General features: G+C 71.2%; 21 protein-coding genes. 14 read left to right on the forward strand and 7 right to left on the reverse strand.

Features of this window, described 5'->3' with window-relative positions; all coding sequences use genetic code 11:
* The first annotated feature begins 266 nt into the window (after window positions 1–266).
* Window positions 267–1607 (forward strand): MATE family efflux transporter, encoded by a 1341-nt coding sequence (locus tag G7063_RS14705; RefSeq protein WP_166415051.1) that lies wholly within the window; start codon window positions 267–269, stop codon window positions 1605–1607.
* A 110-nt stretch (window positions 1608–1717) separates the two neighbouring features.
* On the forward strand, window positions 1718–2188 hold the full coding sequence (locus G7063_RS14710; RefSeq protein ID WP_166415052.1) for a VOC family protein: 471 nt from the start codon (window positions 1718–1720) through the stop codon (window positions 2186–2188).
* 121 nt (window positions 2189–2309) lie between these two features.
* On the opposite strand, the gene G7063_RS14715 is transcribed toward G7063_RS14710, so the two are convergent.
* Together G7063_RS14715 and G7063_RS14720 are read right to left on the reverse strand one after the other, a co-directional pair.
* Entirely contained in the window at window positions 2310–2840 is a 531-nt protein-coding gene (locus G7063_RS14715; RefSeq protein ID WP_166415053.1) for a hypothetical protein, read from the reverse strand.
* A gap of 116 nt (window positions 2841–2956) precedes the next feature.
* Window positions 2957–4399, reverse strand: a complete 1443-nt coding sequence (locus G7063_RS14720) for an ADP-ribosylglycohydrolase family protein (RefSeq protein WP_166415054.1) — start codon at window positions 4397–4399, stop codon at window positions 2957–2959.
* 77 nt (window positions 4400–4476) lie between these two features.
* On the opposite strand from G7063_RS14720, the gene G7063_RS14725 reads away from it, so the two are divergent.
* On the forward strand, window positions 4477–5121 hold the full coding sequence (locus G7063_RS14725) for an NUDIX hydrolase (protein ID WP_166415055.1): 645 nt from the start codon (window positions 4477–4479) through the stop codon (window positions 5119–5121).
* A gap of 147 nt (window positions 5122–5268) precedes the next feature.
* Here the strand turns inward: G7063_RS14725 and rplI are convergent, their stop codons facing one another.
* The 5 genes from rplI to G7063_RS14750 all read right to left on the reverse strand — a co-directional run bounded on the left by rplI (window position 5269) and on the right by G7063_RS14750 (window position 9552).
* Window positions 5269–5718, reverse strand: a complete 450-nt coding sequence (gene rplI / locus G7063_RS14730) for a 50S ribosomal protein L9 (RefSeq protein WP_166415056.1) — start codon at window positions 5716–5718, stop codon at window positions 5269–5271.
* Between the two features lie 29 nt (window positions 5719–5747).
* Entirely contained in the window at window positions 5748–5984 is a 237-nt protein-coding gene (gene rpsR, locus G7063_RS14735) for a 30S ribosomal protein S18 (protein ID WP_102510777.1), read from the reverse strand.
* An 86-nt stretch (window positions 5985–6070) separates the two neighbouring features.
* Complete coding sequence (locus G7063_RS14740) at window positions 6071–6577, reverse strand: single-stranded DNA-binding protein (protein ID WP_166415057.1); 507 nt, start codon at window positions 6575–6577, stop codon at window positions 6071–6073.
* 65 nt (window positions 6578–6642) lie between these two features.
* A complete protein-coding gene (rpsF, locus tag G7063_RS14745; protein WP_166415058.1) occupies window positions 6643–6996 on the reverse strand; it encodes a 30S ribosomal protein S6 in 354 nt (117 codons plus the stop codon).
* A 177-nt stretch (window positions 6997–7173) separates the two neighbouring features.
* The gene (locus G7063_RS14750; RefSeq protein WP_166415059.1) at window positions 7174–9552 is read right to left on the reverse strand and encodes a penicillin-binding protein; all 2379 of its coding nucleotides are present in this window, start codon (window positions 9550–9552) and stop codon (window positions 7174–7176) included.
* 255 nt (window positions 9553–9807) lie between these two features.
* On the opposite strand from G7063_RS14750, the gene G7063_RS14755 reads away from it, so the two are divergent.
* From G7063_RS14755 to G7063_RS14805, 11 genes are all read left to right on the forward strand, one after another.
* Window positions 9808–10464, forward strand: a complete 657-nt coding sequence (locus G7063_RS14755; protein ID WP_166415060.1) for a PadR family transcriptional regulator — start codon at window positions 9808–9810, stop codon at window positions 10462–10464.
* Window positions 10461–11555, forward strand: coding sequence for an inositol-3-phosphate synthase (locus G7063_RS14760; protein ID WP_166415061.1), 1095 nt, complete (start codon window positions 10461–10463; stop codon window positions 11553–11555). Before G7063_RS14755 ends, G7063_RS14760 begins: the two co-directional genes overlap by 4 nt.
* A 165-nt stretch (window positions 11556–11720) precedes the next feature.
* Complete coding sequence (locus G7063_RS14765; protein WP_370520721.1) at window positions 11721–12962, forward strand: MFS transporter; 1242 nt, start codon at window positions 11721–11723, stop codon at window positions 12960–12962.
* A 258-nt stretch (window positions 12963–13220) separates the two neighbouring features.
* Window positions 13221–14957, forward strand: a complete 1737-nt coding sequence (locus tag G7063_RS14770) for an ABC transporter substrate-binding protein (RefSeq protein WP_166415063.1) — start codon at window positions 13221–13223, stop codon at window positions 14955–14957.
* A 46-nt stretch (window positions 14958–15003) separates the two neighbouring features.
* Window positions 15004–15999 carry an ABC transporter permease gene (locus G7063_RS14775; protein WP_166415064.1) on the forward strand — a complete coding sequence of 332 codons (996 nt, stop codon included), beginning with the start codon at window positions 15004–15006 and terminating at the stop codon, window positions 15997–15999.
* On the forward strand, window positions 15992–16996 hold the full coding sequence (locus G7063_RS14780; protein WP_166415065.1) for an ABC transporter permease: 1005 nt from the start codon (window positions 15992–15994) through the stop codon (window positions 16994–16996). Before G7063_RS14775 ends, G7063_RS14780 begins: the two co-directional genes overlap by 8 nt.
* A gap of 3 nt (window positions 16997–16999) precedes the next feature.
* Window positions 17000–17902, forward strand: a complete 903-nt coding sequence (locus G7063_RS14785; RefSeq protein WP_166415066.1) for an ABC transporter ATP-binding protein — start codon at window positions 17000–17002, stop codon at window positions 17900–17902.
* The gene (locus tag G7063_RS14790; RefSeq protein WP_166415067.1) at window positions 17899–18768 is read left to right on the forward strand and encodes an ABC transporter ATP-binding protein; all 870 of its coding nucleotides are present in this window, start codon (window positions 17899–17901) and stop codon (window positions 18766–18768) included. The genes G7063_RS14785 and G7063_RS14790 overlap by 4 nt, the downstream gene beginning before the upstream one ends.
* Window positions 18765–20507, forward strand: a complete 1743-nt coding sequence (locus G7063_RS14795; protein WP_166415068.1) for a beta-N-acetylhexosaminidase — start codon at window positions 18765–18767, stop codon at window positions 20505–20507. Before G7063_RS14790 ends, G7063_RS14795 begins: the two co-directional genes overlap by 4 nt.
* On the forward strand, window positions 20504–22057 hold the full coding sequence (locus G7063_RS14800) for an amidohydrolase family protein (protein WP_166415069.1): 1554 nt from the start codon (window positions 20504–20506) through the stop codon (window positions 22055–22057). Before G7063_RS14795 ends, G7063_RS14800 begins: the two co-directional genes overlap by 4 nt.
* Window positions 22054–23418: an alanine racemase gene (locus G7063_RS14805; RefSeq protein WP_166415070.1), complete on the forward strand. Its 1365-nt coding sequence runs from the start codon at window positions 22054–22056 to the stop codon at window positions 23416–23418. The genes G7063_RS14800 and G7063_RS14805 overlap by 4 nt, the downstream gene beginning before the upstream one ends.
* Window positions 23419–23449 lie beyond the last annotated feature (31 nt).

Genomic DNA, 23449 nt, shown 5'->3' on the forward strand with positions numbered 1-23449 from the left:
GTCCCTCGAGCCTCGGACATCCGGGCTCGGTGGGTGGTCCGGGCCGACGGGCCCGGGACACCCGCACACTACGGCGCGACGGTCCGTGGGGCCAACGTCGTCGTGCACCGAGTTATCCACAGCGAACTCCACGGTTGTGGAAACAGCCCGTCAGGGAACCCACAGCCTGTGGATCACTCGGGGGATAACATGGGAGCGCGGTGTCACACCGCTTCACGATCCGCAAGATTCCGCCGTTCACGCCTGTGGACAGAAAGTTGTCCTCCATGCGTCCACCAGCTGAACGATCACGTGATCGCGCGCTGGACAGGTCGATCCTCGCGCTCGCCGTCCCCGCCCTCGGCGCCCTCGTCGCCGAGCCCGTGTTCGTCCTCGTCGACTCCGCCGTCGTCGGTCACCTCGGCACCGCAGAGCTCGCCGGGCTCTCCCTAGCGAGCACGATCCTCATGACCGTCGTCGGCCTCTGCGTCTTCCTCGCGTACGCGACGACGGCCGCCGTCTCGCGCCGCGCGGGCGCGGGCCACCGCGCCGAGGCTCTCCAGGCGGGAATCGACGGGCTGTGGCTCGCGCTCGCCCTCGGCCTCGCCCTCGCGGCCGGGCTCGGTCTCGCGGCTCCGCACGTCATCGGGCTGCTCGGCGCGGACACGGACGTGGCACGGCACGCGACCGACTACCTGCGCTGGTCCGTGCCGGGGCTGCCCGGCATGCTCGTCGTCCTCGCGTCGACGGGCGTCCTGCGCGGCATGCTCGACACGCGCACACCGCTGTACGTCGCGGTCGGCGGCGCCATCCTCAACACGGTCCTCAACGTCACGCTCGTGTGGGGCCTCGGGCTCGGCATCGCCGGCTCGGGCGCGGGCACGGCGGTCGCGCAGCTCGCGATGGCCGTCGTCCTCGTGGTCGTCGTCGTCCGTTTCGCACGCAGGGAGCGCGTGAGCCTGCGGCCGCAACGAGGCGGCATCTGGGCGTCGGCGCGCGGTGGACTTCCGCTCGTCGTGCGCACGCTCTCGCTGCGGCTCGCGATCCTCCTCACGGTGTGGGTCGCGACAGGGCTGGGGGCGGTGACGCTCGCGTCGCACCAGGTGGTCAACAGCGTGTGGGGCCTCACGGCGTTCGCGCTCGACGCCCTCGCGATCGCCGCGCAGGCACTCGTCGGCCACGGCCTCGGCGCGGGCGACACGGCGCGGGTCCGCACGGTCCTGCGGCGCACGCTGCAGTGGGGTCTCGGCGCCGGCGCCGTCCTCGGCGTGATCGTCGCGGCGGCGTCACCGCTGCTCGCGCCGCTGTTCACCGAGGACGCGGAGGTGCGTCGCGCGGTGGTCGCGGGCCTCGTGACGACGTCCGTGCTGCTGCCGCTCGCGGGCTGGGTGTTCGTGCTCGACGGCGTGCTCATCGGTGCGGGCGACGGTCGCTACCTCGCCTGGGCGGGCATGGCCACGCTCGTCGCGTACGTGCCGTGCGCGCTCGCCGTGCGCGCGTGGGCGCCGTCCGGGGCGTGGGGGGTCGTGTGGCTGTGGCTCGCGTTCAGCGGCGTGTTCATGCTGGCGCGGGCGCTGACGACAGGTCTGCGCGCGCGCACGACGGCGTGGATGGTCACGGGTTCCTGACCCGACGCCCCCTCTCTCACCCTTCCCCACGGATTGACGCTCTCCCCCGGTCCGACGGGGGGAGAGCGTCGATCCGTCGAGCAACGGATCGGCGTCGCTACGCTCGGCGCATGACCGACACGACCGACACCCCGCCCGCTGCAGCGCCTTCGGACGCGACGAGCCACCCCGCACCCCGTCTCGCCCTGCAGGAGATCGTGGTCGACTGCGCCGACCCCGCTGCTCTCGCCCAGTTCTGGGCCGGCCTGCTGCGCACGCGTTGGGTCCTGCAGCACGAGGGGTGGGCCGTGGTCGACGCGGACCCGCTGTTCCTCGCGTTCCAGCAGGTCCCGGAGCCCAAGAGCTCTCCGAAGAACCGCCTGCACCTCGACGTGCTCGCCACGGATGCGGACGCGGAGGCCGCACGCGCTGTCGCGCTCGGGGCGACGCTCGCGGGCGGTCGGGAGATCGGGGACGACGGCGACGGGTACGTCGTCCTGCGCGACCCGGAGGGCAACGAGTTCTGCCTCGTCGTCGACAACGGCGGCGGCTGGACGGCGGGAACGCGTGCGGCGCTCGACGAGCGAGGCACGGAGGGCTGACTCCCCGCTCGACCCACCACCACGACGGATCGACGCAGCACCCCCGTTCGATGGGAGGAACGCATCAGTCCGTCGGGAGGTACGGGCGCCGGAAGCCGCGTGGGTACCGGGGAGCAGCGCCTCAAGCAGGGGGCAGGGGGCGTGCGAGCCCGACGGGGCCGGTGCGGCGGGCGTCGCGGACGAGCACGCCGACGAGCGCGAGCAGCGCCGCTCCGGAGAGGAGATGGAGCGGCAGGCCCCATGTCGAGCTGTCGGCGCCGCTGGTGCCGTACGTGTCGGCGAGCGCCGTGCCGGGCCCGAAGCTCGCCATGAAGTAGGCGGGCGAGCCGGCGGCGAGCATCCCGAGGAACCATGCGGCGACGAGGCAGGGACGCGGTGCAGCGGAGAGCCACGTGATGAGCGCGAGCACGAGCGCGAGGAGCACGCCGCCGACGAGCACCCCGAGCGTCACCCAGGTACCGAGCGAGTCGTGGTTCGCCTCGACGTCGTCGATGATGCGCGCGAGCGAGCGGCCGGGCGCGGCCGCGAGCGGGTTGAGGACGAGGGCCTGGACGGCGGCCACGGCCGCGTAGAGGGTGACGAGCACCAGACCGACGACGGCGACGACGCGCGCGCGACGCGCCTGACCGGGTCGTACGAGATGGCCTGCCATCCGCCCACGCTAGGACGACGCCACGACCCCGAGCATCCGACCTTGGGATGATTTCGTCCCGTTACGAGGGATGTGGACGTGACGCGCCGGAGCACGGGCGGGTCACGTCCACGGGCTCAGCGCGTCGCCGCCCCGTCCCGCGGCGTAAGGCTCCGCACAGCGTCGCGGAGGAAGCCCCGGGGGTTGGCGTGGCGCAGGACCTTGATCGAGCGCTCGAGCGCGGTCTCGGGCTCGACCCCGAACCGCAGCACCGAATAGGCCGCGGCGGCTGCGGCGGTCCTGCTGCGGGCCTCGTAGCAGTGGACGAGCACGGTGCGGCCCTCGGCGCGGAGGTCGGCGATGACGTCCGCGACCTCGCGGAGCGTGGCGGCAGGGTCGAGGTTCGTCCCCTGCTGGTCGATGAGCCGCACGCGCACGTGGTGCTCGGGCCGCACCCCGGCGGCGGGTGCGGGCTGCGCGGTGCCGACGCGGCACAGCGAGACGACGGCGTCGACCCCGGCGGGCGGGCCGTCGAGCGCCGAGAGGTCCGCGAGGAGGACGCCCGGGTCGTCGGGGTGCGCGACGGGAGGCGTCGTGTCGTCCGAGACGGGCATCCGCTCGACGCGCGGCCACGCGCCCGGCCTGCCCGGCGCCCCGTCGAGCACGATCTCGGTGAGGCGTGCGAGGTCGTCCCCGGTCGCGATGATGTCGCGTCCGCCCCAGCCGTGCAGGTGGCGCAGCCACGTGAGCGGCAGGCGGGAGTGCCCGGCGAGCGCGCCCTCGAGCATGCCGGTGATCGCGGCGACGGTGTCGGTGTCACCGCCTCCGCGGACGGCGAGTTCGACGCGGCTGCGGTAGTCGGTGCCGTGGACGACGGCGGACCAGGCGGACTGGAGCGACGAGCGCACCCACCCGTTGGAGCCGTACCAGTGGACGGGCAGGTGCGCCTCGGCCTCGTCGAGGAGCGCGGCCCAGTGGGCGGCGCGGTCGGCGGGCAGGGCGCGGAGGTCGGCCTCGCCCGTGAGGACTGCGTGGCGGACGGTGAGGGCCCACAGGACGCAGGCCTCGGCGGCCTCGGGGTCGTGGTGGGTGAGCGTGGACTGGCGGGCGGCGGCCGCGGCGGTGCGTCCGGCGTCGTCGAGCGTCGCGACGATGACGGGCGCGAGGCGCATGAGCGACCCGTTGCCGCCCGAGCGTCCGGTTTCCGCGTGGAGGGCGTCCGAGGCGGCGACGGCTGACGCCTCGGTGGACTCGGCGCGGCCGAGCACCTGACGGGTCTGGATGCCGACGTCCTTGGCGTCGCGGGCCCAGTCCTTCCAGGCGCCGACGATGCCTCCGAGCGTCGCGGCGTCGTCGAGCGGCTCGCCCGCGGCGAGGGCGCGGAGGATCGGGACGGCCATCGACGTGTCGTCGGTCCACTCCCCCTTCTCCCAGCCGAAGGTGCCGCCGGCGGCGAGCCTCACGGGCTGGTCTGCGGCGAGCGGCGCCTGGAACTCGTAGGGGGCTCCGACAGCGTCGGCGAGGGCGGCGCCGAGGACGACGCCGACGGCGCGGTCCTTCTGCTGCGTGGTGAGCACCATGCTGACCTCCCTGAAGGTCGATATGCTGAAACTTGCGATTATCGAGAGAATAAGCGCGGACATGATTAGATGTCAACATGCACGTCGACTCCCACGGCAAGAGGCTCACGGACTACCCGCGCCCCTCGGTCGCCGTCGACACTGCGGTCCTCTCCGTCGTCGACGGCGCGCTGGTCGTCGCGCTCGTCGTCGACCACCGCACGGGTGGCCGACGCCTTCCCGGGACCTTCCTTCACGCGGGCGAACGCCTCGCCGACGCCGTCCGCCGCTCCCTCGCCGCGAAGGCTGGCCTCCACGATCTCGAGCCCGTCCAGCTCGGCGTCCTCGACGACCCCGAGCGCGACGATCGCGGATGGGTCCTGTCCGTCGCGCACCTCGCCGTCGTCCCGGCCAGCACGCTCGCGGGCCTCGAGCCCGCGCCTGTCGCCGAGGCCCACGGGCTCGACCACGACCACGACGCGATCGTCGACCTCGCCGTCGCGCGCGTCCGCGCGGACCACGCCACGCGCCCCGACCCGAACCGGCTGCTCGGCGAGCCCTTCCCCATGACGGAGCTCCGCGAGCTCCACGAGGCGGTCGCGGGCGAGCGCCTGCAGCCCGACACGTTCCGCCGCTGGGCGCTGCCGTGGCTCGTGGACTCGGGCGAGCAACGCCGCGGCACCGTCGGCAAGCCGGCCGCCCTCTTCACCCACCCCGCCGACCCGGCCCCCGTGGCTCGATAGCCGATCCGACCACCTGAGCCGGTCGGATCGGCTATCGAGCCACGGCGGCGCGGGGTCTCGTACGTCGGGCGCGGGGAGGCAGCCGCGCAGAAGCACGAAGCCCGGCACCCCTGACGGGGTACCGGGCTTCGCTGGTCAGCGCTGCGCTCAGGCGGCGACGACCTTGATCTTGACGTTCGCGGCGACCTCGGCGTGCAGGCGCACCGACACGGTGTACTCGCCGGTCGACTTGATCGTCTGGCCGACCTCGATCTTGCGGCGGTCGAGCTTCGGGCCACCGGCAGCCTCGACGGCCGCGGCGATGTCCGCGGTCGTCACGGCGCCGAAGAGGCGGCCACCGTTGCCGGCCTTGGCCGACACGGCGTACGGCTTGCCCTGGAGCGCGTCGCGCACAGCGCGGGCACCCTCGAGCGTCGCGATCTCGCGGGCCTTGCGGGCCTTGCGGATCGCCGTCACCTCGGACTCGGCACCCTTGGACCAGGCGGTCGCCAGGCCACGGGGGACGAGGTAGTTGCGCGCGTAACCGTCCTTGACGGTGACGACGTCGCCGGGCTCACCGAGGCCGGAGACCTCGTGCGTGAGGATGAGCTTTGCCATCTTCTGTGATTTCCCTTCGTGGCGCCGGCTCAGCGAGCCGAGGACGAGTAGGGCAGGAGGGCCATCTCGCGCGCGTTCTTCACGGCGCGCGCGATCTGACGCTGCTCCTGGACGGAGACACCCGTGACGCGGCGCGCACGGATCTTCCCGCGGTCAGAGATGAACTTGCGCAGGAGCGCAGAGTCCTTGTAGTCGACGACGTCGATCTTCGCGGACTTCAGCGGGTTGGACTTCTTCTTGGGCTTGCGGACAACGGCCTTGGCCATCGTGGGGGCTCCTTGTCAGGTGCTGTCCCTCCGCGCCGCGAGGCGGGCGGAGGGTCGTCGTGTCTGTGTCCCGGGCGGGGGAACGGTCAGAACGGGGGCTCGTCGGAGAAGCCGCCGCCGGAGGAGGCGGGACCGGACGTGGCCCACGGGTCGTTCTGCTGCTGGTAGCCACCGCCACCACCACCCTGGGGTGCGCCGCCGAAACTGCCACCACCGCCGCCACCCGAGCGCTGGGCTCGCGTGACCTTGGCGGAGGCGTACCGCAGGGACGGACCGATCTCGTCCACCTGCAGCTCGACGACGGTGCGCTTCTCACCCTCACGGGTCTCGTACGACCGCTGGGTCAGCCGACCCTGCACGATGACGCGCATGCCCTTGGTGAGGGTCTCTGCGACGTTCTCGGCGGCCTCGCGCCAGACCGAGCAACGGAGGAACAGCGCATCGCCGTCCTTCCACTCGTTCGACTGGCGGTCGAAGGCGCGGGGCGTGGAGGCCACCGTGAAGTTGGCCACCGCTGCACCCGACGGGGTGAAACGGAGCTCCGGGTCCGCGGTGAGGTTGCCCACCACGGTGATGACGGTGTCACCAGCCATTGCCTACTCCTTCGAGATGTACGGGACCCACCGGCTGCTGCCGGCGGGGGTGGAGCGTGGAGACGTCAGGAAGCGTCGGCCTCGGCGGGGACCTCGGCGGCGACGGCGGGAGCCGCTGCAGCCTTGGACTCCTCGCGGCGGAGCACCTTCGTGCGCAGGACGACCTCGTTGAGGCCGAGCTGGCGGTCGAGCTCCTTGGCGGTCGCGGGGGTCGCGGTGAAGTCGACCACCGCGTAGATCCCCTCGGACTTCTTCTTGATGTCGTAGGCGAGACGACGGCGGCCCCAGATGTCGATCTTGTCGACGGACCCACCCTCGGTCGTGACGACCGTGAGGTACTTGTCGAGCGACGGGGCGACGGTGCGCTCCTCGATCTCGGGATCAAGGATGATCATCAGCTCGTACTGACGCAGGCTCATACCCACCTCCTCTGGACTTGGCGGCCACGGGACTTCCGTGACAGGAGGGTTGTTGCGTCTCCCTGCGGCGGGCACGTCCGATGGCGGACGGTCGACGCAGGGCAGGGTGTCAGGGTACCGGAAACGTCGGCACCCTCACCAACGGTGTGACGGACCGCTCAGGCCCGTCCACCGAGGTCATGGCTCCCGACCCTCCCCGCCCTGTGCGTCCGCGGGCTGCGTCGTCGGGTCCTGGGCCGGTTCTGTCGTGGGGTCCGGGGGTTCCGGCTCGGTCGGGTCGTCGGTCGGCGTGGGGTCGGGCGTGGCCGGGGGCCCGGAGGAGACGACGATCGTGATGCTCGAGCCAGGGGGGACCTCGGTGCCCTCGCCCGGCTGGGACTCGATGACGAGCCCCTTGGGGATGTTCGCGTCCTCGCGATAGATGACGACGGCCTCGAGGCCGGCCCTCGACAGGAGACGGCGCGCGGTCTCCTCCTTGACGCCGACGATGCCGCCCGGGACGGCCGCTGCCTGCGGCGTCGTGGGCTCGTCGCTGGGCGTCTCGGAGGGCTCGTCGGTCGGCTCCACGCTCGGGGTGTCCGTCGGCGTGGGGCGTTCGGGGACGGCGCGGGCGGGGAAGTCGACGACGGGGACGCCGTCGAGCGCCTTCGTCATGTACGACGTCCAGATGTCGAGGGGCGCGGTGCCGCCGGTGATCTCGCGGTAGCCCCGGAACGTGTCGATCGACTGCTGGCTGCCGTCGTCGCCGCTCTGGTAGAGGGCCACGGCGGTGACGACCTGCGGGGTGTAGCCGACGAACCATGCGGAGCGGTTGTCGTTCGACGTGCCGGTCTTGCCGGCGACGGGGCGGCCGAGCTGCTTGGCGGTCGTGCCGGAGCCGTGCTGGACGACCTGCGTGAGCGCGTACGTGGTCTCGTTGACGACGTCGGCCTCGATGACGCGTTCGGGTGCCTTGGCACCGCGGTAGATGTCGGAGTCTCCGCCGATCCGACGGACGGAGTCGACGATGAACGGGTCGTTGTGGAGACCGCCGGAGGCGAGCGTGCCGTAGGACTCCGCCATGTCGATCGGGTGGACGGCCGCGACGCCGAGCACGGACGAGGGCACGTCCTTGAGGTCCGGGGTGTCGGTCGGGATTCCTGCGCGGACGGCGACGGCGTTGGTGACCTCGGGGGTGAGCTCGAGGTTGAGCTCGACGAACGGGGTGTTGACGGAGTTCTCCGTGGCGCGCAGCAGGCTGATGTTGCCCCAGTTGGTGCCGCCGAAGTTCCGCACCGGATCCTTGATGCCGTCGAAGCGGCGGCCGCTGTTGCCGTTGAAGCGGTCGTCCAGGGTGTGCCCGGCCTCGAGAGCGGCGACGAGCGTGAAGGGCTTGAACGTCGAGCCGGCCTGGGCGCGGTCCTGGGTGACGCGGTTCTGCTGGACCTTCGTGTAGTCCTCGCCCGCGTAGAGCGCACGGATCGCACCCGTGCTGGCGTCGAGGGCGACCGCTGCGGCGCGGAGGTTCTTCGAGGAGCCCTCGAGGAGGCCTTCCTTCTGGATGGTCTCCTGGAGCGCGGCCTGATCCTTGCGGTCGATCGTCGTGATGATCTTCAGGCCGACGGCGCCGATCTCCTCGTCGGTCGTGAGGCCCGCGGCGACGACTTCGCGCCGCACCATGTCGAGCAGGTAGCCGCGCGGGCCGGCGAGCGAGTTGGACCGCTTGACCTCGATGGTCTTGGGCATCTTGAGCTTGTCGGCCTCGGCCTGGGTGAGGGCGCCGGTGAGGACCATCGAGTCCCGGACGTAGTCGAACCGGCGCTCGGCGTTGGTCTCGCTCGTGCGCGGGTCGAAGTTGGTGGGCGACGGGATGATGCCGGCGAGGAGGACGGCCTGGGCCGTCGTGAGGTCCTTGGCGTCGACGCCGAAGTAGGCCTGGGCCGCGGTCTGGATGCCGTAGGCGCCGCGACCGAAGTAGATCGTGTTGATGTAGCCGGAGAGGATCTCGTCCTTGTCGGCCTGCTGCCCGAGCTTGAGGGAGAGCAGCGCCTCCTTGAGCTTGCCGACGTAGTCGGTGACGGTCTCGTCACCGAGGTAGCGCTCGGCGTACTGCTGCGTGATCGTCGAGCCGCCCTGGCGCTTGCCGGTCGTGACGTTGACCCACAGCGCGCGGGCCATGCCCTTGACGTCGACCCCTGCGTTCTCCCAGAACGTCCGGTCCTCGGCGGCGACGACGGCATCCTTGACGACGTCGGGGATGACGTCGTCGGCGATGATCTCGCGGTTGTTCTCGACGAACTTGCCCATCTCGGTCGTGCCGTCCGAGTAGTAGACGGTCGTCGTCTGGGCGAGCGCGAAGGCGGAGGCCTCGGGGATCTCGGTGCGCGCGTAGGCGGTGACGAGTGCCCCGACGCCGACGGCACCGACGAAGAGGACCGAGGTGAGGACGAAGCGCCACGACGGCACCCAGCGGTGGATGCGGCCTCGGCCCGCTCGCGGGTAGTTGAACAGACGGCGACGGCCCGACGCCGGTGCGGCGGCACGCTTCGCGCTCGCTGCCTTCCTCGTCCCGGTCACGGTGGCCCCTTCTTGTCGCTGGTACGGCCGTAGGCACCCTATGCGCTCGCGCAGCGCCGGCGGGGGACCCGACCCGGACTCTGCCCGGCCCTGCCCCGCGTGCTCCGCACGATCTTCACAGGGGCGGTGACGCAGCGCACGCGCGGGTGCTTGCGGCGGCGGGCGGCGCGTCCTACGCTCGTCGATGTATCGGTTCGATACATCGACACGTCCTCGGGGCCACGGCGCCCCGGACGACCCAGGAGGAGGTGCAGGGTGCGCGCACGGTCGGAGGTCCTCGAGACCGCGATCCTCGGCATCCTCGCGGACTCCCCCCTCCACGGCTATGAGCTGCGCAAGCGGCTCAACGTGCTGCTCGGGTCGTTCCGCGCCCTCTCGTACGGCTCCCTCTACCCGGCACTGCGCTCGCTCGAGCAGCGCGCGCTCATCGCCGGCACGGAGACGACGGACGCGCCTCCCCAGCACGCGCTCTCCGGACGTCGCTCGCGCATCGTGTACGAGCTCACGGCGCACGGCAAGGAGCACCTGCAGGGGCTTCTCTCGTCCTCGGGCCCCGCGGCCTGGGAGGACGAGGGCTTCGACGTCAGGTTCGCCCTCTTCGGGAAGACCGACGCCGAGACCCGCCTGCGCATCCTCGAGGGACGTCGCACGCGGCTCGCCGAACGCCTGGAGATGGTGCGCGAGAGCGCGAGCCGGACCCGCGAGCGTCTCGACGAGTACACGCTCGAGCTTCAGCGGCACGGCCTCGAGCAGGTCGAGCACGAGGTCGCCTGGCTCGACGAGCTCATCGACACCGAGCGCGGGCGTGCCCGTGCTCCGCGGTCCGCGGCGCGCCGCGCAACGGGCAGCACCACTCAGAACGAAGCCGCGGACGAGCAGCGTCCCGGCACAACCAGCAAGGAGCGAGGATGACCTCCATCCGCGTCGCCATCGTCGGCGTCGGCAACTGTGCCGCGTCGCTCGTCCAGGGCGTCCACTACTACCGCGACACCCCGGCCGACCAGAAGGTCCCCGGCCTCATGCACGTCCAGATGGGCGAGTACCACGTCAAGGACGTCGAGTTCGTCATGGCGCTCGACGTGGACGCGAAGAAGGTCGGCTTCGACCTCTCGGAGGCGATCTTCGCCTCGGAGAACAACACCATCAAGATCTCGGACGTCCCGCCGCTCGGCGTGACGGTCCAGCGCGGCCACACCCTCGACGGCATCGGCAAGTACTACGCCGAGACCATCGAGGAGTCTGACGCCGAGCCGATCGACGTCGTCCAGCAGCTCAAGGACAACAAGGTCGACGTCCTCGTCTGCTACCTCCCCGTCGGTTCGGAGAAGGCCGCGAAGTTCTACGCGCAGGCCGCCATCGACGCGAAGGTCGCCTTCGTCAACGCGCTCCCCGTCTTCATCGCGTCCGACCCGGAGTGGGCCGCGAAGTTCGAGGAGGCCGGCGTGCCGATCGTCGGCGACGACATCAAGTCGCAGGTCGGCGCGACCATCACGCACCGCGTGCTCGCGCGTCTCTTCGAGGACCGTGGAGTCATCCTCGACCGGACGTACCAGCTCAACGTCGGCGGCAACATGGACTTCAAGAACATGCTCGAGCGTGAGCGCCTTGAGTCCAAGAAGATCTCCAAGACGCAGGCCGTGACGTCCAACCTCGAGGACGGCCCCCTGGCCGGCAAGAAGGAGGACCGCAACGTCCACATCGGCCCGTCGGACTACGTCGCGTGGCTCGACGACCGCAAGTGGGCGTACGTGCGCCTCGAGGGTCGCGCGTTCGGCGAGGTCCCCCTCAACCTCGAGTACAAGCTCGAGGTCTGGGACTCCCCGAACTCGGCCGGCATCATCATCGACGCGCTCCGCGCGGCGAAGATCGCCAAGGACCGCGGCGTCGGCGGCCCGATCCACGCTGCTGCGACGTACTTCATGAAGTCGCCGCCGCTCCAGATGGAGGACGGCGTCGGCCGCGCCCGCCTCGAGGCCTTCCTCGCGGGCGAGATCGAGCGCTGACCCGGCTCTCCGGGACCAGATCGACGGGAGAACCCCCGCGCCGCACGGCGCGGGGGTTCTCCCGTTCCTGCAGGTGGCCGATAGCGTGGGCGCGTGCGCGTACTCGCCGAGCTCCGGACCCTCCTGAGGATCCGTGACTTCAGACGGCTGTTCACGATCAGGATCGTGAGCCAGTCGGCCGACGGCATGTTCCAGGCGGGCCTCGCGACCCTGTTCTTCTTCTCGCCGGAGCGCGCATCGAGCGCGGGCCAGGTCGCGATCGCATTCGCTGTGCTCCTCGCGCCGTTCACGATCGTCGGGCCGTGGGCAGGGGTCTTTCTCGACCGCTGGCGTCGCCGTCAGGTGCTGCTCGTCGGCAACCTCGTGCGGGCTTTCGTCGCCCTCGTGATCGGTGGGCTCATGCTGGCGACGCCGGCCGGCCAGGATCTCGGCGTCGGGATCTATGCGCTCGCGCTCGTCAACCTGTCGATCAACCGCTTCCTGCTCTCGGCCCTGTCGGCGGGCCTGCCGCGGCTCGTCGACGGGCAGCTGCTGCTCACAGCGAACTCGCTGCTCCCGACGCTCGGCGCGGTGTCGTCGGGCGTCGGCGCGGGGCTGGGGCTGCTCATCGGGCTCGTCGCACCTGCCGGCCGGCTCAAGGATGCGGCCGCTGTCGTCGTCGCGGCGCTGCTCATGTCGGCGGCGTCGGCTCTCGCGCTGCGCCTGCGCCGGGACCGTCTGGGCCCGGAGGAGCCGGACCGCACGCCCCTGCGGGACTCGCTCGGCGTCATGGCCCGCGACCTCGTCGCGGGGGCGCGCTACCTCGCGCGGCGGGGCACGCCCGGGCAGGCGCTCGTCGTCATGTCGCTGCACCGGTTCCTCTTCGGCATGACGATGGTCTACGGGATCCTCCTCGCGAAGAACTACCTCGCCTCCCCGTCGGACGCGTCGGGCGGGCTCGCGGTGTTCGCGCAGATCGGTGCGGCGACGGGGCTCGGTTTTGCGGCGGCGGTCGTGCTCTCGCCGACGCTCGGCGCGCGGCTCGGCCAGCGGCCGTGGATCCTCGTGTGCCTGGGTCTGGGGGCGTTCGCCCAGGCCGCACTGGCCGTGCACGTGTCGCTCCCGATGATGCTCGTCGCGGGGGCGGCGCTCGGGCTGTCGTCGCAGGGCGCCAAGATCGCGGTCGACACGATCGTCCAGCGGGACACGGCCGACGACTTCCGGGGACGCGCGTTCGCTCTGTACGACGTCCTGTACAACACGGGTCTCATCGGGGCGGCGGCGCTCGCCGCCGCGGCCCTCCCGGACGGCGGCTACTCGCGGCCGCTGTACGCGGCGCTCGCCGTCGTGTACGTCGTCGTCGCGGTCGTGTACGCCCGACGCGGCGTGCGCGAGCCCCGCGAGGTCGTCGGGGTCACCGGGGCCTGACTCCCCGGGTGGCGCGCTGGGACGTGTGTCACACTGTTCGTTATCCATGGGAGCGCTTCCTCGCTGGATGGCAGCGTGAGACCGCACCCACGGGGCTTCTGTGCGAGTTAGTCAGGACGGATGCCTAACTAAGTCTCATCTTGGTAACGACCCTGCGCCAGGGGTGCAGATTTAAGTAACCCTTCCTTACTATGGCTCTAGACCTCCACGGTGGAGGACTCGTCGGTGCAGTGCTGCGCCGCAGAGAAAGGACCAACGATGCTCCGTACAGGAAGCCGCAAGCGGCTCATCCCGCTGGTGGCGCTGGTTTCCAGCGTCGCGCTGTTCGCCACCGCATGCTCGGGCGACGGCAAGACCGAAGAGACGTCAAAGCCCGGTGCGGGTGGCTCCTCGGCGCCGTCCGACAAGCCGGCCGAGAAGGTCGACCGCCCGCTCGTCGTGTTCGCCGGCTCGCAGACGCCGATCACCGCGAACTTCAACCCGTACGCGCCGACCGTCCTGCACGGCGCGCTCGGCCCCATCTACGAGACGCTCTTCCACTACAACAAGACGTCGGCCGACCCGGCCACGCCGATGCTCGGTGAGTCCTTCGAGTTCAACGCCGAGGGCACCGAGGCGACGATCAAGCTCCGCGCGGGCGTCAAGTGGAACGACGGCAAGGACTTCACGGCCGACGACGTCGTGTTCTCCTTCACCAACGTCGCCAAGGCGAACTACATCGACTCGGCCGAGGCCGTCGACGCCACGACCGTCAAGCTGAAGTTCAACGCCCCGTCCTTCACCAACGAGTGGGCGATCTTCGGCGCGACGTTCATCGTCCCCAAGCACGTCTTCGGCGAGTTCACCGAGCTCGAGAAGCTCGTCGCCTTCGCGAACGACAAGGCGCCCGTCGGCACCGGCCCGTTCGTCCTCGAGGCCGCGACCTCCGCGTCGTACACCCTCAAGGCCAACCCGAACTACTGGCAGACCGGCAAGCCGGCCCTCCAGGAGGTCCAGTACCTCGGCATCGACGGCAACAGCTCTGCTCAGGCGATGATGCAGGCCGGCGAGATCGACTACATGTCGCTCTTCGTGCCGAACCCCGAGTCGCTCACCGGCACCGGTGACATCGCGATGGTCAACACGCCGATGGACCCGACCGTCCTCTACACCTGCGCCAACGCCGACCTCGGCTGCAAGGGTGCCCAGACGGACGTCGCCGTGCGCAACGCTCTCAGCCTCGCGCTCGACCGCAAGACGATCAACGACAAGGCGTTCGTCGGCCTCGCCGGCACCATCTCGCCCACGTTCGCGCTCCTCGGTCGTGACGACAAGTGGATCGCCGACGGCATGCCCAAGGAGATCGGCCAGACGGCCGACGTCGCGGGCGCCGAGAAGATCCTCACCGACGCCGGCTACGCCAAGGGCTCGGACGGCATCTTCGCCAAGGATGGCCAGAAGGTCTCCATGAAGCTCAAGGTCATCTCCGACTGGTCCGACTACGTCTCCGCGGTCGAGCTCATCTCCTCGCAGGCCAAGGCGGCCGGCATCGAGGTCAAGGTCGAGACGACCGACTGGGACGGCTTCTCCAACGCGCGTCTCTCCGGTGACTACGAGCTCATCATCGGCGGCATGGTCGGCACGTCGCTGTCCGACCCGTTCCAGCTCTACCGCGACTGGTTCGCCGGTACGCACACCCAGAAGGTCGGGACGAACCTCGAGCCCGGCGAGTGGAACATGACGCGCTACTCCAACAAGATCGTCGACGACGCCATCGCCACGGCGGCCGGCACGCGTGACGAGGCAGCGAAGAAGGAGGCGTACGGCAAGATCCAGACGGAGATCGTCCGCGACCTCCCGTACATCCCGCTCATCATCAACGCCACGCAGACGTGGTTCAACACGGTCGACTACGGCAACTGGCCGACCGAGAGCAACATGTTCGCCTTCCCGGCCGCATGGGGCTCCGTCTCCTCGGGTGTCGTGCTCTCGAGCATCACCGGCCCGAGCAAGTGACACCTGAGCCGAAGAGGAGCTGGATCGAAGTGAGGACGGCAACGCCATGAAGTTCTACATCCGAAGGATCGCCTTCTACCTGGTGACCCTCTGGGCAGCCATCTCCCTCAACTTCTTCATCCCCAAGCTGATGCCCGGCAATCCTGCCGACATCTTCCGGGAGAACCTTCTCCGCCAGGGTGGCGAGGTCACCCCGGCCATGGAGAAGACGATCCAGCTCCTCTTCGGCTCTCCCGACGACTCCCTCTGGGAGCAGTACACGCGGTACTGGTCGAACCTCTTCCAGGGCAACCTGGGAATCTCGACCACGAAGTACCCGACTCCGGTCACCGAGCTCCTCAGCGAGGCGCTCCCCTGGACCCTCATCCTCGTCGGCACCGCGACCGTCATCGCCTTCGTCCTGGGCGTCGGGCTCGGCGCCTGGGCGGGCTGGAAGCGCGGCACGTGGGTCGACAGCCTCATCCCCGGCTCCGCACTCATGCAGTCCATCCCGTACTTCTGGCTCGCGCTCGTGCTCGTCGCGATCTTCTCGGTCAACCTCGGTTGGTTCCCGATCATCGGCGGCTACTCGGCCCGCGAGTTCCGCGGCGGGCCAGAGATGTCGTGGGAGTTCATCGCGAGCGCCACGAAGCACGCGGTCCTGCCCGCGGCGACCATCGTCATCTCGTCCGTCGGCGGCTGGCTCATCGGCATGCGCAACATGATGGTCGCGACCCTCTCCGAGGACTACGTGACGACGGCCGAGGCCAAGGGGCTCAAGCCCTCCCGCGTCTTCCTCACCTACGCGACGCGCAACGCGTCGCTCCCCTCGCTCGCAGGATTCACGATCACCCTCGGCTTCGTCGTCGCCGGATCGATCGTCATGGAGCAGGTCTTCTCCTACCCCGGGATCGGCAAGCTCATGATCACCGCGGTGACGCAGAAGGACTTCGCGCTCATGCAGGGAGTGTTCCTCGTCATCACCCTCACGGTGCTCGCGGCGAACTTCCTCATGGACATCTTCTACGGACTCATCGACCCGAGGGCGCGCCAGAATGTCTGACAACTCCACCACCCAGACCACTCCGGACACGGCGCTCGCCCAGGCGGCCGGCGCACCAGCGCTCAGCGGCGCTCCGCAGCGCGGCGGACTGAAGTCGTTCCTGCCGAGCTTCTCCGGCAAGCTCGCCATCGGCCTCGTCCTCACGCTCGGCATCACGGCCTTCGCGCTCATCGCGCCGCACGTGACGCAGGACCCGCGCAACTACGACTCCGACCGGTTCCTGCCGCCCGGCTCCGGGCACCTGCTCGGAACCAACAACCTCGGTGCCGACGTCCTCGCCCAGCTCGCCGAAGGTGCGGCCGGATCGCTCATGGTCGGTCTCGTCACCGGTGTCATCGCGATCCTGCTCTCGCTCGTCTTCGGCATCGTCGCGGGCTACCTCGGCGGCTGGACCGACGAGGTCCTCTCCCTCATCACGAGCATCATGCTCGTCATCCCGGGCCTCCCGCTCATCATCGTCATCGCGGCCTACCTCGAGAACCGCTCGCTCACGGTCATCGCGATCATCCTCGGCCTCACCAGCTGGGCCGGACCCGCGATCGTCCTGAGGACCCAGGCAAGATCGCTGCGCAACCGCGACTACGTCGCCGCCGCACGCGTCGCCGGCGAGCGCCCCCTACGCATCATCACCGTCGAGATCCTCCCGAACCTGCTCCCGCTCCTCGCGGCGCAGTTCCTCGGGGCGTTCGTCGCCGCGATCCTCGCGGAGGCCGGCCTCTCCTTCCTCGGTCTCGGCCCCTCCGGCTCGCTCACCTGGGGCGTCATGCTCAACCAGGCGATGGCGCACAACGCGTTCCAGGTCGGCGCCTGGTGGTGGTTCGTCCCGCCGGGCCTCCTCATCGCCCTCTTCGGTTGCGGTCTCTCGCTCATCAACTTCTCGATCGACGAGATCATCAACCCCAAGCTCCGCAACGCACCGGCCGCCGTCAAGAGCGTCCGCAAGGCGCGCAAGGCCGGCGCCGAGGTCACGTCCTCCGCCACGACGAAGGAGGCCTGAACCATGGTCACGGCACCCCTGAGCTCTGCGGCCCACGAGGCCTACCTCGCACAGCAGACGCCCGTCCTCACGGCGACCGACGTCTCCGTCACCTACGAGGTCACGCCCCCGGTCGAGGCCGTCAAGCACGTCTCGCTCACCCTCAACCGGGGCGAGATCCTCGGCCTCGCCGGCGAGTCCGGCTGCGGCAAGACGACCCTCGCCTACGGCCTCAACCGGCTCCTCAAGCCGCCGGCGCTCCTCACGAGCGGCTCGGTGATCTTCCACGACGAGAGCGGCGAGGACATCGACGTCGTCGCGCTCGACGGCAAGGGCCTGCGGACGTTCCGCTGGGACAAGGTCTCGATGGTCTTCCAGGGCGCGATGAACTCGCTCAACCCGGTGATCTCGATCCGCGCCCAGATCTTCGACATCTTCACGACGCACCGTCCGTCGATGTCGCGCAAGGAGAAGGAGGAGCGCTCGGCCGAGCTGCTCCAGCTCGTCGGCGTCGACCCGAACCGGCTCGGCTCCTACGCGCACGAGCTCTCCGGCGGTATGCGCCAGCGCGTCATGATCGCCATGGCCCTCGCGCTCAACCCGCAGGTGATGATCATGGACGAGCCGACGACGGCTCTCGACGTCGTCGTCCAGCGAGGCATCCTCCGCGAGATCATGCGGCTCCGCGAGCGTTTCAACTTCGCGGTCGTCTTCATCACGCACGACCTCCCGCTCCTTCTGGAGATCTCCGACCGCATCGCGGTCATGCGTGCCGGCGAGATCGTCGAGCTCGACACCGCCGAGAACATCCTCGGGGCACCCCAGCACGACTACACGAAGAAGCTCCTCGGGTCCTTCCCCAGCCTCTTCGGCGAGCGCGGCGACTTCGTCCGCTCCGGCATGACCGAGACGGAGGCGGGCAAGTGACCGAGAGCCTCGAGGTCCGCGACCTCACCAAGGACTTCAAGATCCGCAAGGGCCTCAAGAGCAGCCAGCTGCGCGCGGCCGACCACGTGAGCTTCACGCTGGAGCCCGGCAAGACCATCGCGCTCGTCGGCGAGTCCGGCTCGGGCAAGTCGACCGTCGCCCGCATGATCGCGAAGCTCGAGACGCCGTCGTCCGGCCAGATCCTCCTCGACGGCAAGGACTCCGCGACGCACGGCGCCGCGCTGCGCTCCTACCGCAACAACGTGCAGATGGTCTTCCAGGACCCGTTCGCGTCGCTCAACCCGTTCCACTCGATCGCTCACCACCTCGAGCGTCCCCTGCGGATCCACGGCCGGTCGAAGTCGCGCAGCGACCTCGACGCCACGGTCAACGAGCTCCTCGAGCGCGTCAACCTCACGCCGGCGAACAGCTACGCGCAGCGTCGTCCGCACGAGCTCTCGGGCGGCCAGCGCCAGCGCGTCGCGATCGCCCGGGCACTCGCGCCCGGCGCGCGGTTCCTCATCGCTGACGAGCCGGTCTCGATGCTCGACGTCTCGATCCGCCTCGGTGTCCTCAACCTGCTGGCCCGCCTGCAGCGCGAGGAGAACCTCGGCGTCCTCTACATCACGCACGACCTCGCAACCGCACGACACTTCTCCGACGAGATCCTCGTGATGTTCCGCGGCAAGGTCGTCGAGCGTGGGCCGTCGGACGAGGTCATCCTCAACCCGCAGCACGACTACACGAAGCTGCTTCTCTCCGCGGCGCCCGAGCCCACCAACCAGGGCAAGCTCCGCCGTGAGGTCCGCGAGGAGCTCGCGAGCGGCGCCGGCCCCGGCGACCGCTTCGGCACCAGCGGCCTGTGACCGGCTCCGCGGCGTCACGCAGCCTGCTCCCCCTCCCGCGATCTGTCGCCGCGGGTCAGGGGACCGTCGCCCTCCACGACGGTTCGCGGATGCATGTCGCTCCTCAGCTCCGTCCGGCAGCCCGCGCCTGGGCCCGTGACGCCGCGGAAGCCCACGGTGTCGACCTCGTCCTCACGGACGAGGTCGACGCACCCGTGGTCCTCGAGATCGACCCCGTCCTCCCTGCGGGCGGGTACACGCTGACGACCCGCCGCACCGGCACGCGCGTGCGGATCGGCGCGGGCGACCTCGCCGGAGCCTTCGCCGCCGTGCAGACCCTGCGCCAGCTCGCAGGTCCCGACGGCTTCCGGCGCGGTCCCGTGCGGAACGCGGGCCGGATCGAGCTTCCCGTCATCCAGGTCGAGGACGCCCCCCGCTTCGCGTGGCGCGGCATCCTGCTCGACGTCGCCCGGCACTTCCTGCCGAAGGCCGACGTCCTGCGGTTCATCGACCTCGCGGCAGCCCACCACCTCAACGTGCTCCACCTGCACCTCACGGACGACCAGGGCTGGCGCGTCGAGATCGACGCGTTCCCCCGGCTCACCGAGGTCGGCTCGTGGCGCCCGACGACGCAGGTCGGTTCGTGGCGCTTCCCCAATCTCGACGGCCGCCCGCACGGCGGCTTCTACACGAAGGACGACCTGCGCGAGATCGTCGCGTACGCGCGCGCCCGTGGCGTCGAGGTCATGCCGGAGATCGACGTGCCTGGTCACGTCGAGGCCGCGATCGCGGCGTACCCCGAGCTCGGCGTGTCGAAGAAGCCGCACCAGGTCCGCACCACGTGGGGCATCTCGACGCAGGTGCTCGACCCGTCCGAGGCGAGCCTCGACTTCTTCCGCACCGTCGTCGACGAGCTCGTCGAGGTGTTCGACGGGCCCTGGTTCGGCATCGGCGGCGACGAGGTCCCGCCGCACCTGTGGCTCGACGCGCCGCACGTCGTCGCGCAGGCCGAGGCCCTGGGCCTCGGCTCGGTCGCAGAGCTGCACGGCTGGTTCCTCGGCCGTCTGGCCGAGCACGTCCTCGCACGCGGTCGCCGGCCCGTCGTGTGGGACGAGGGTGTGACCGAGCACCTCCCGCAGCAGGCGATCGTCACGTCGTGGCGCGGCTTCGCGGCCGGCGTCCGGGCGACCCAGGCGGGCCACGACGTCGTCATGGCGCCCGAGCAGGTCGTCTACCTCGACCACCGTGCCTCGGAGCGCGAGGACGAGCCGGTGCCTGTCGGCTTCGCACGCACGCTCGAGGACGTGTATGCGTTCGAGCCGCTGCCGGACGACGTGCTCGCACGGACGGGCCCCGTGGGCCCGGGTCGAGTGCTCGGCGTCCAGGCGTGCCTGTGGTCGGAGTACCTCCACGACGCCCGACGGCGCGACTACGCGGCGTTCCCGCGCCTCGCGGCGTTCGCCGAGGTCGCGTGGTCGCCCGCGACGGACCGCTCCCTCGGGTCGGCGGCGCAGGACGAGTTCCGCGCGCGCCTCGTCGACGCCCACCTGCCGCGCCTCGCGGCCGCGGGCGTCGAGCACCGCCCCCTCGACGGTCCCCTCCCCTGGCAGCAGCTGCCGGGCCTGCCGGGCTGGCCGATCGACCTCGCGGCGACCCTCGCCGCAGCGGGCCCCGAGGGCCATGTCGGTGGGTGGCACGAGGGCAACGAGCACGGCGACGCGGGTCTCGCGGCGGCGCCGGCCGACGGGACCCCGGAGTGATCGTCCGCGGCGCCCGCCTCCCGCTCGGCACGCATCTCTCGGCACCCGTCGACCTCCATGTCACGGGTGACCGGGTCTCCGCCGTCGTGCCCGCAGGCCGCGGCGTCGACCTTCCCGAGGGACCGGTCCTCGATGCGGGCGGGCGCGTCGCGCTGCCCGGCTTCGTCGACGCGCACTCGCACGCGGAGTCGGCGGTGTTCGACGCCGACGTCCAGGCCGCGCTCCTGCGGCAGGGCGTGACGACCGTGGTCCTCGGTCTTGACGGCGTCTCGTACGCACCGGACCCGAACGGCCGTGGCTGGGCCGGGGAGTACTTCGCCGGGATCCTCGGTGCGCACCCGACGTTCCGCGGCGGCTCCGTCGCGGACCTGCTCGCGACGTACGAGGGCGCGGTCCCCGTCAACGTCGCCTACCTCGCGCCGCACGGCACGATCCGGCACGCGGTGCTCGGCGCGTCGGACGCCCCGGCGGACGACGACGCACGCGCGCGCATCGTCGCGCTGCTGCGCGAGGCGCTCGACGACGGCGCCGTCGGCCTGTCGACCGGTCTCGAGTACGTGCCGGCCGCGCACGCGGACCGGGCCGAGCTCGAGGCGCTGCTCACGGAGGTCGCACGCCGCGACCTCGTCCACGCGAGCCACATGCGCGGCTACGAGGAGCACGCGGCCCGCGCTCTCGGCGAGCTCGCGGACCTCGCTCTCGCGACGGGCGTGCGGACCCATGTCTCGCACCTGCACGGCCCGGCCGCCGAGGTCCTCGGGGCGCTCGCCGCGGCCGAGGCCCGCGGCGTGAGCATGACCCACGACACCTACCCTTTCCTCCGCGGCTGCTCGATCCTCTCGATGGTCGCCCTGCCGACGTGGCTGCCGCTCGCTGACGCCGCAGCGACGCGCGCGGCGCTCGGCGACCCGGCGACCGCCGCACGCGTCGGCGAGCACCTCGCGACGCTCGACGACCTCTGGCCGCGCGTGACGCTCGCCTCCGTCCCCGGCGATCTCGCGTGGACCGAGGGGCTCGCGCTGCTCGAGGTCGCGTCGCGGCTCGGCACGACACCCGCTGACGCAGCGCTGCGCCTCCTCGTCGCGTCCGACCTGCGCGTCACGTGCATCTTCCAGCAGCCCCCGACGGGCACGGAGGCGTCCCTCACCGCGCTCGCGACGCACGGCGGCCACACGGTCGGCTCCGACTCGATCTACCCCGGCTCCCGCCCGCACCCGCGCGGCTGGGCGACCTTCCCCGCGACCCTCGCCCGCATGCTCGCGCCCACGGGGCCGTGGTCGTGGGCGGATGCCGCCGAGCACCTCGCAGGTCGCGGGGCACGCGCGCACTCGCTCGCGCGCGGGACGCTCACGGTCGGCGCGGTGGCCGACCTCGTGCTCGTCGACCCGGACCGTCTCGCGGCGCGTGCGACGTACGACGACCCGCGTCTCCCTGCGGAGGGCATCGACGACGTCGTCGTCGCCGGAGTGCAGGTCCTCACGGACGGACGGCTCACGGGAGCCACGCCCGGGCGCGCGCTGCGCCCCGACCCGGAAGGCGGTCGACGATGACTGCGACGACGACGAGGACGGCGACCGGGACCGTCCTCGGGCCCTGGACGAAGGGCCTGTGCCTCGACGGCGCGCTGCCGATCGAGGAGCTGCGGGCGCGCCTCGCGGTCGACCGTCCGTCTCTTGACGACCCCCTCTTCTCGTGGCCGCTGCTCACGCTCGGCGCGGACGCGCTCGACAACAACCTCGCGGCGATGGCACACGTCGCTGCCGCCCGTGGTGTCCTTCACGCGCCGCACGCGAAGACGCACATGTCGCCGCAGCTCGCGGCGCGCCAGATCGCGGCCGGCGCATGGGGTCTCACGGTGGCCGACGGAGCCCAGCTGCGCGCTGTCCTCGCGTGGGAGCTCGCGGATCTGCGCCGTGTCGTCGTCGCCAACGAGATGCTCGACGCGCGCGACCTGCGCTGGCTGTGCGCGGAGCTCGCGCGCCGCGCCGCCCTCGGTCGGCCCCTCGAGGTTCTCGTCCAGGTCGACTCGGCGCGTGGCATCGAGGTGCTCGCGGGCATCCTCGCGGGGATCCCGGGCTCGGCCGAGCCTGGCGCGCCCGTCCCGGCCGTGCTCGTCGAGCTCGGCGCGAGCGGCGGCCGTGCAGGCGCGCGGAGCCTCCAGGAGGCCGAGGCGCTCGGTCGCCTCGCGCACGCGCAGCGGGTGCAGGTCCGCGGTGTGAGCGGCTACGAGGGCTCCGTGACCCATGGGCACGACGCCGCGGCGCTCGCCGCGGTCCGACGGTTCGTCGGCGAGCTGCGCGAGCTCGCGGGCCGGCTCGTCGCCGGCGGCGTCATCTCTCTCACCCCGGCCGCGGCGCCCGACGAGACGCCGGGCGTCGTCGTCTCGGCCGGCGGCAGCGCCTACCTCGACGTCGTGCTCGACACCCTGCCGGGCTCGATCGTGCCCCCGGGGCACCGTTCGCCGGTCGAGGTCCGTCCGGTCGTCCGCGCGGGCGCGTACCTCACCCACGACGACGGGCTCCTCGTACGCGCCGACCCCTGGTCCCGCATGCCGGCCGACTGGGTCGTGACCGTCCCGCAGCCCGCGCTGCGGGTCCACGCACAGGTCCTCTCGACGCCCGAGCCGGGCCTCGCGATCATCGGCGCGGGCCGCCGCCACGTCCCCTACGACATCGACCTGCCGGTGCCCCTCGGGCTGCCGGGGTGGGAGATCGTCAAGGTCGACGACCAGCACGCCTACCTGCGCCACACCGAGGCGGAGCCGGGCGCACCGGGTCCCGCGTCGCTCCAGCCCGGGGAGGTCGTCACGCTCGGCCTCTCCCACCCGTGCACCGCGTTCGACAAGTGGCGCACGGCCATCCTCGTCGACGCCGACGGCCACGCCGTCGACGTCGTCGAGACCCAGCTCTGACGTCACGGACGTCGGCGCAGCACGTCACCAT

It is taken from the genome of Sanguibacter sp. HDW7 (assembly GCF_011300875.1).
In the GTDB taxonomy this organism is placed as follows: domain Bacteria; phylum Actinomycetota; class Actinomycetes; order Actinomycetales; family Cellulomonadaceae; genus Flavimobilis.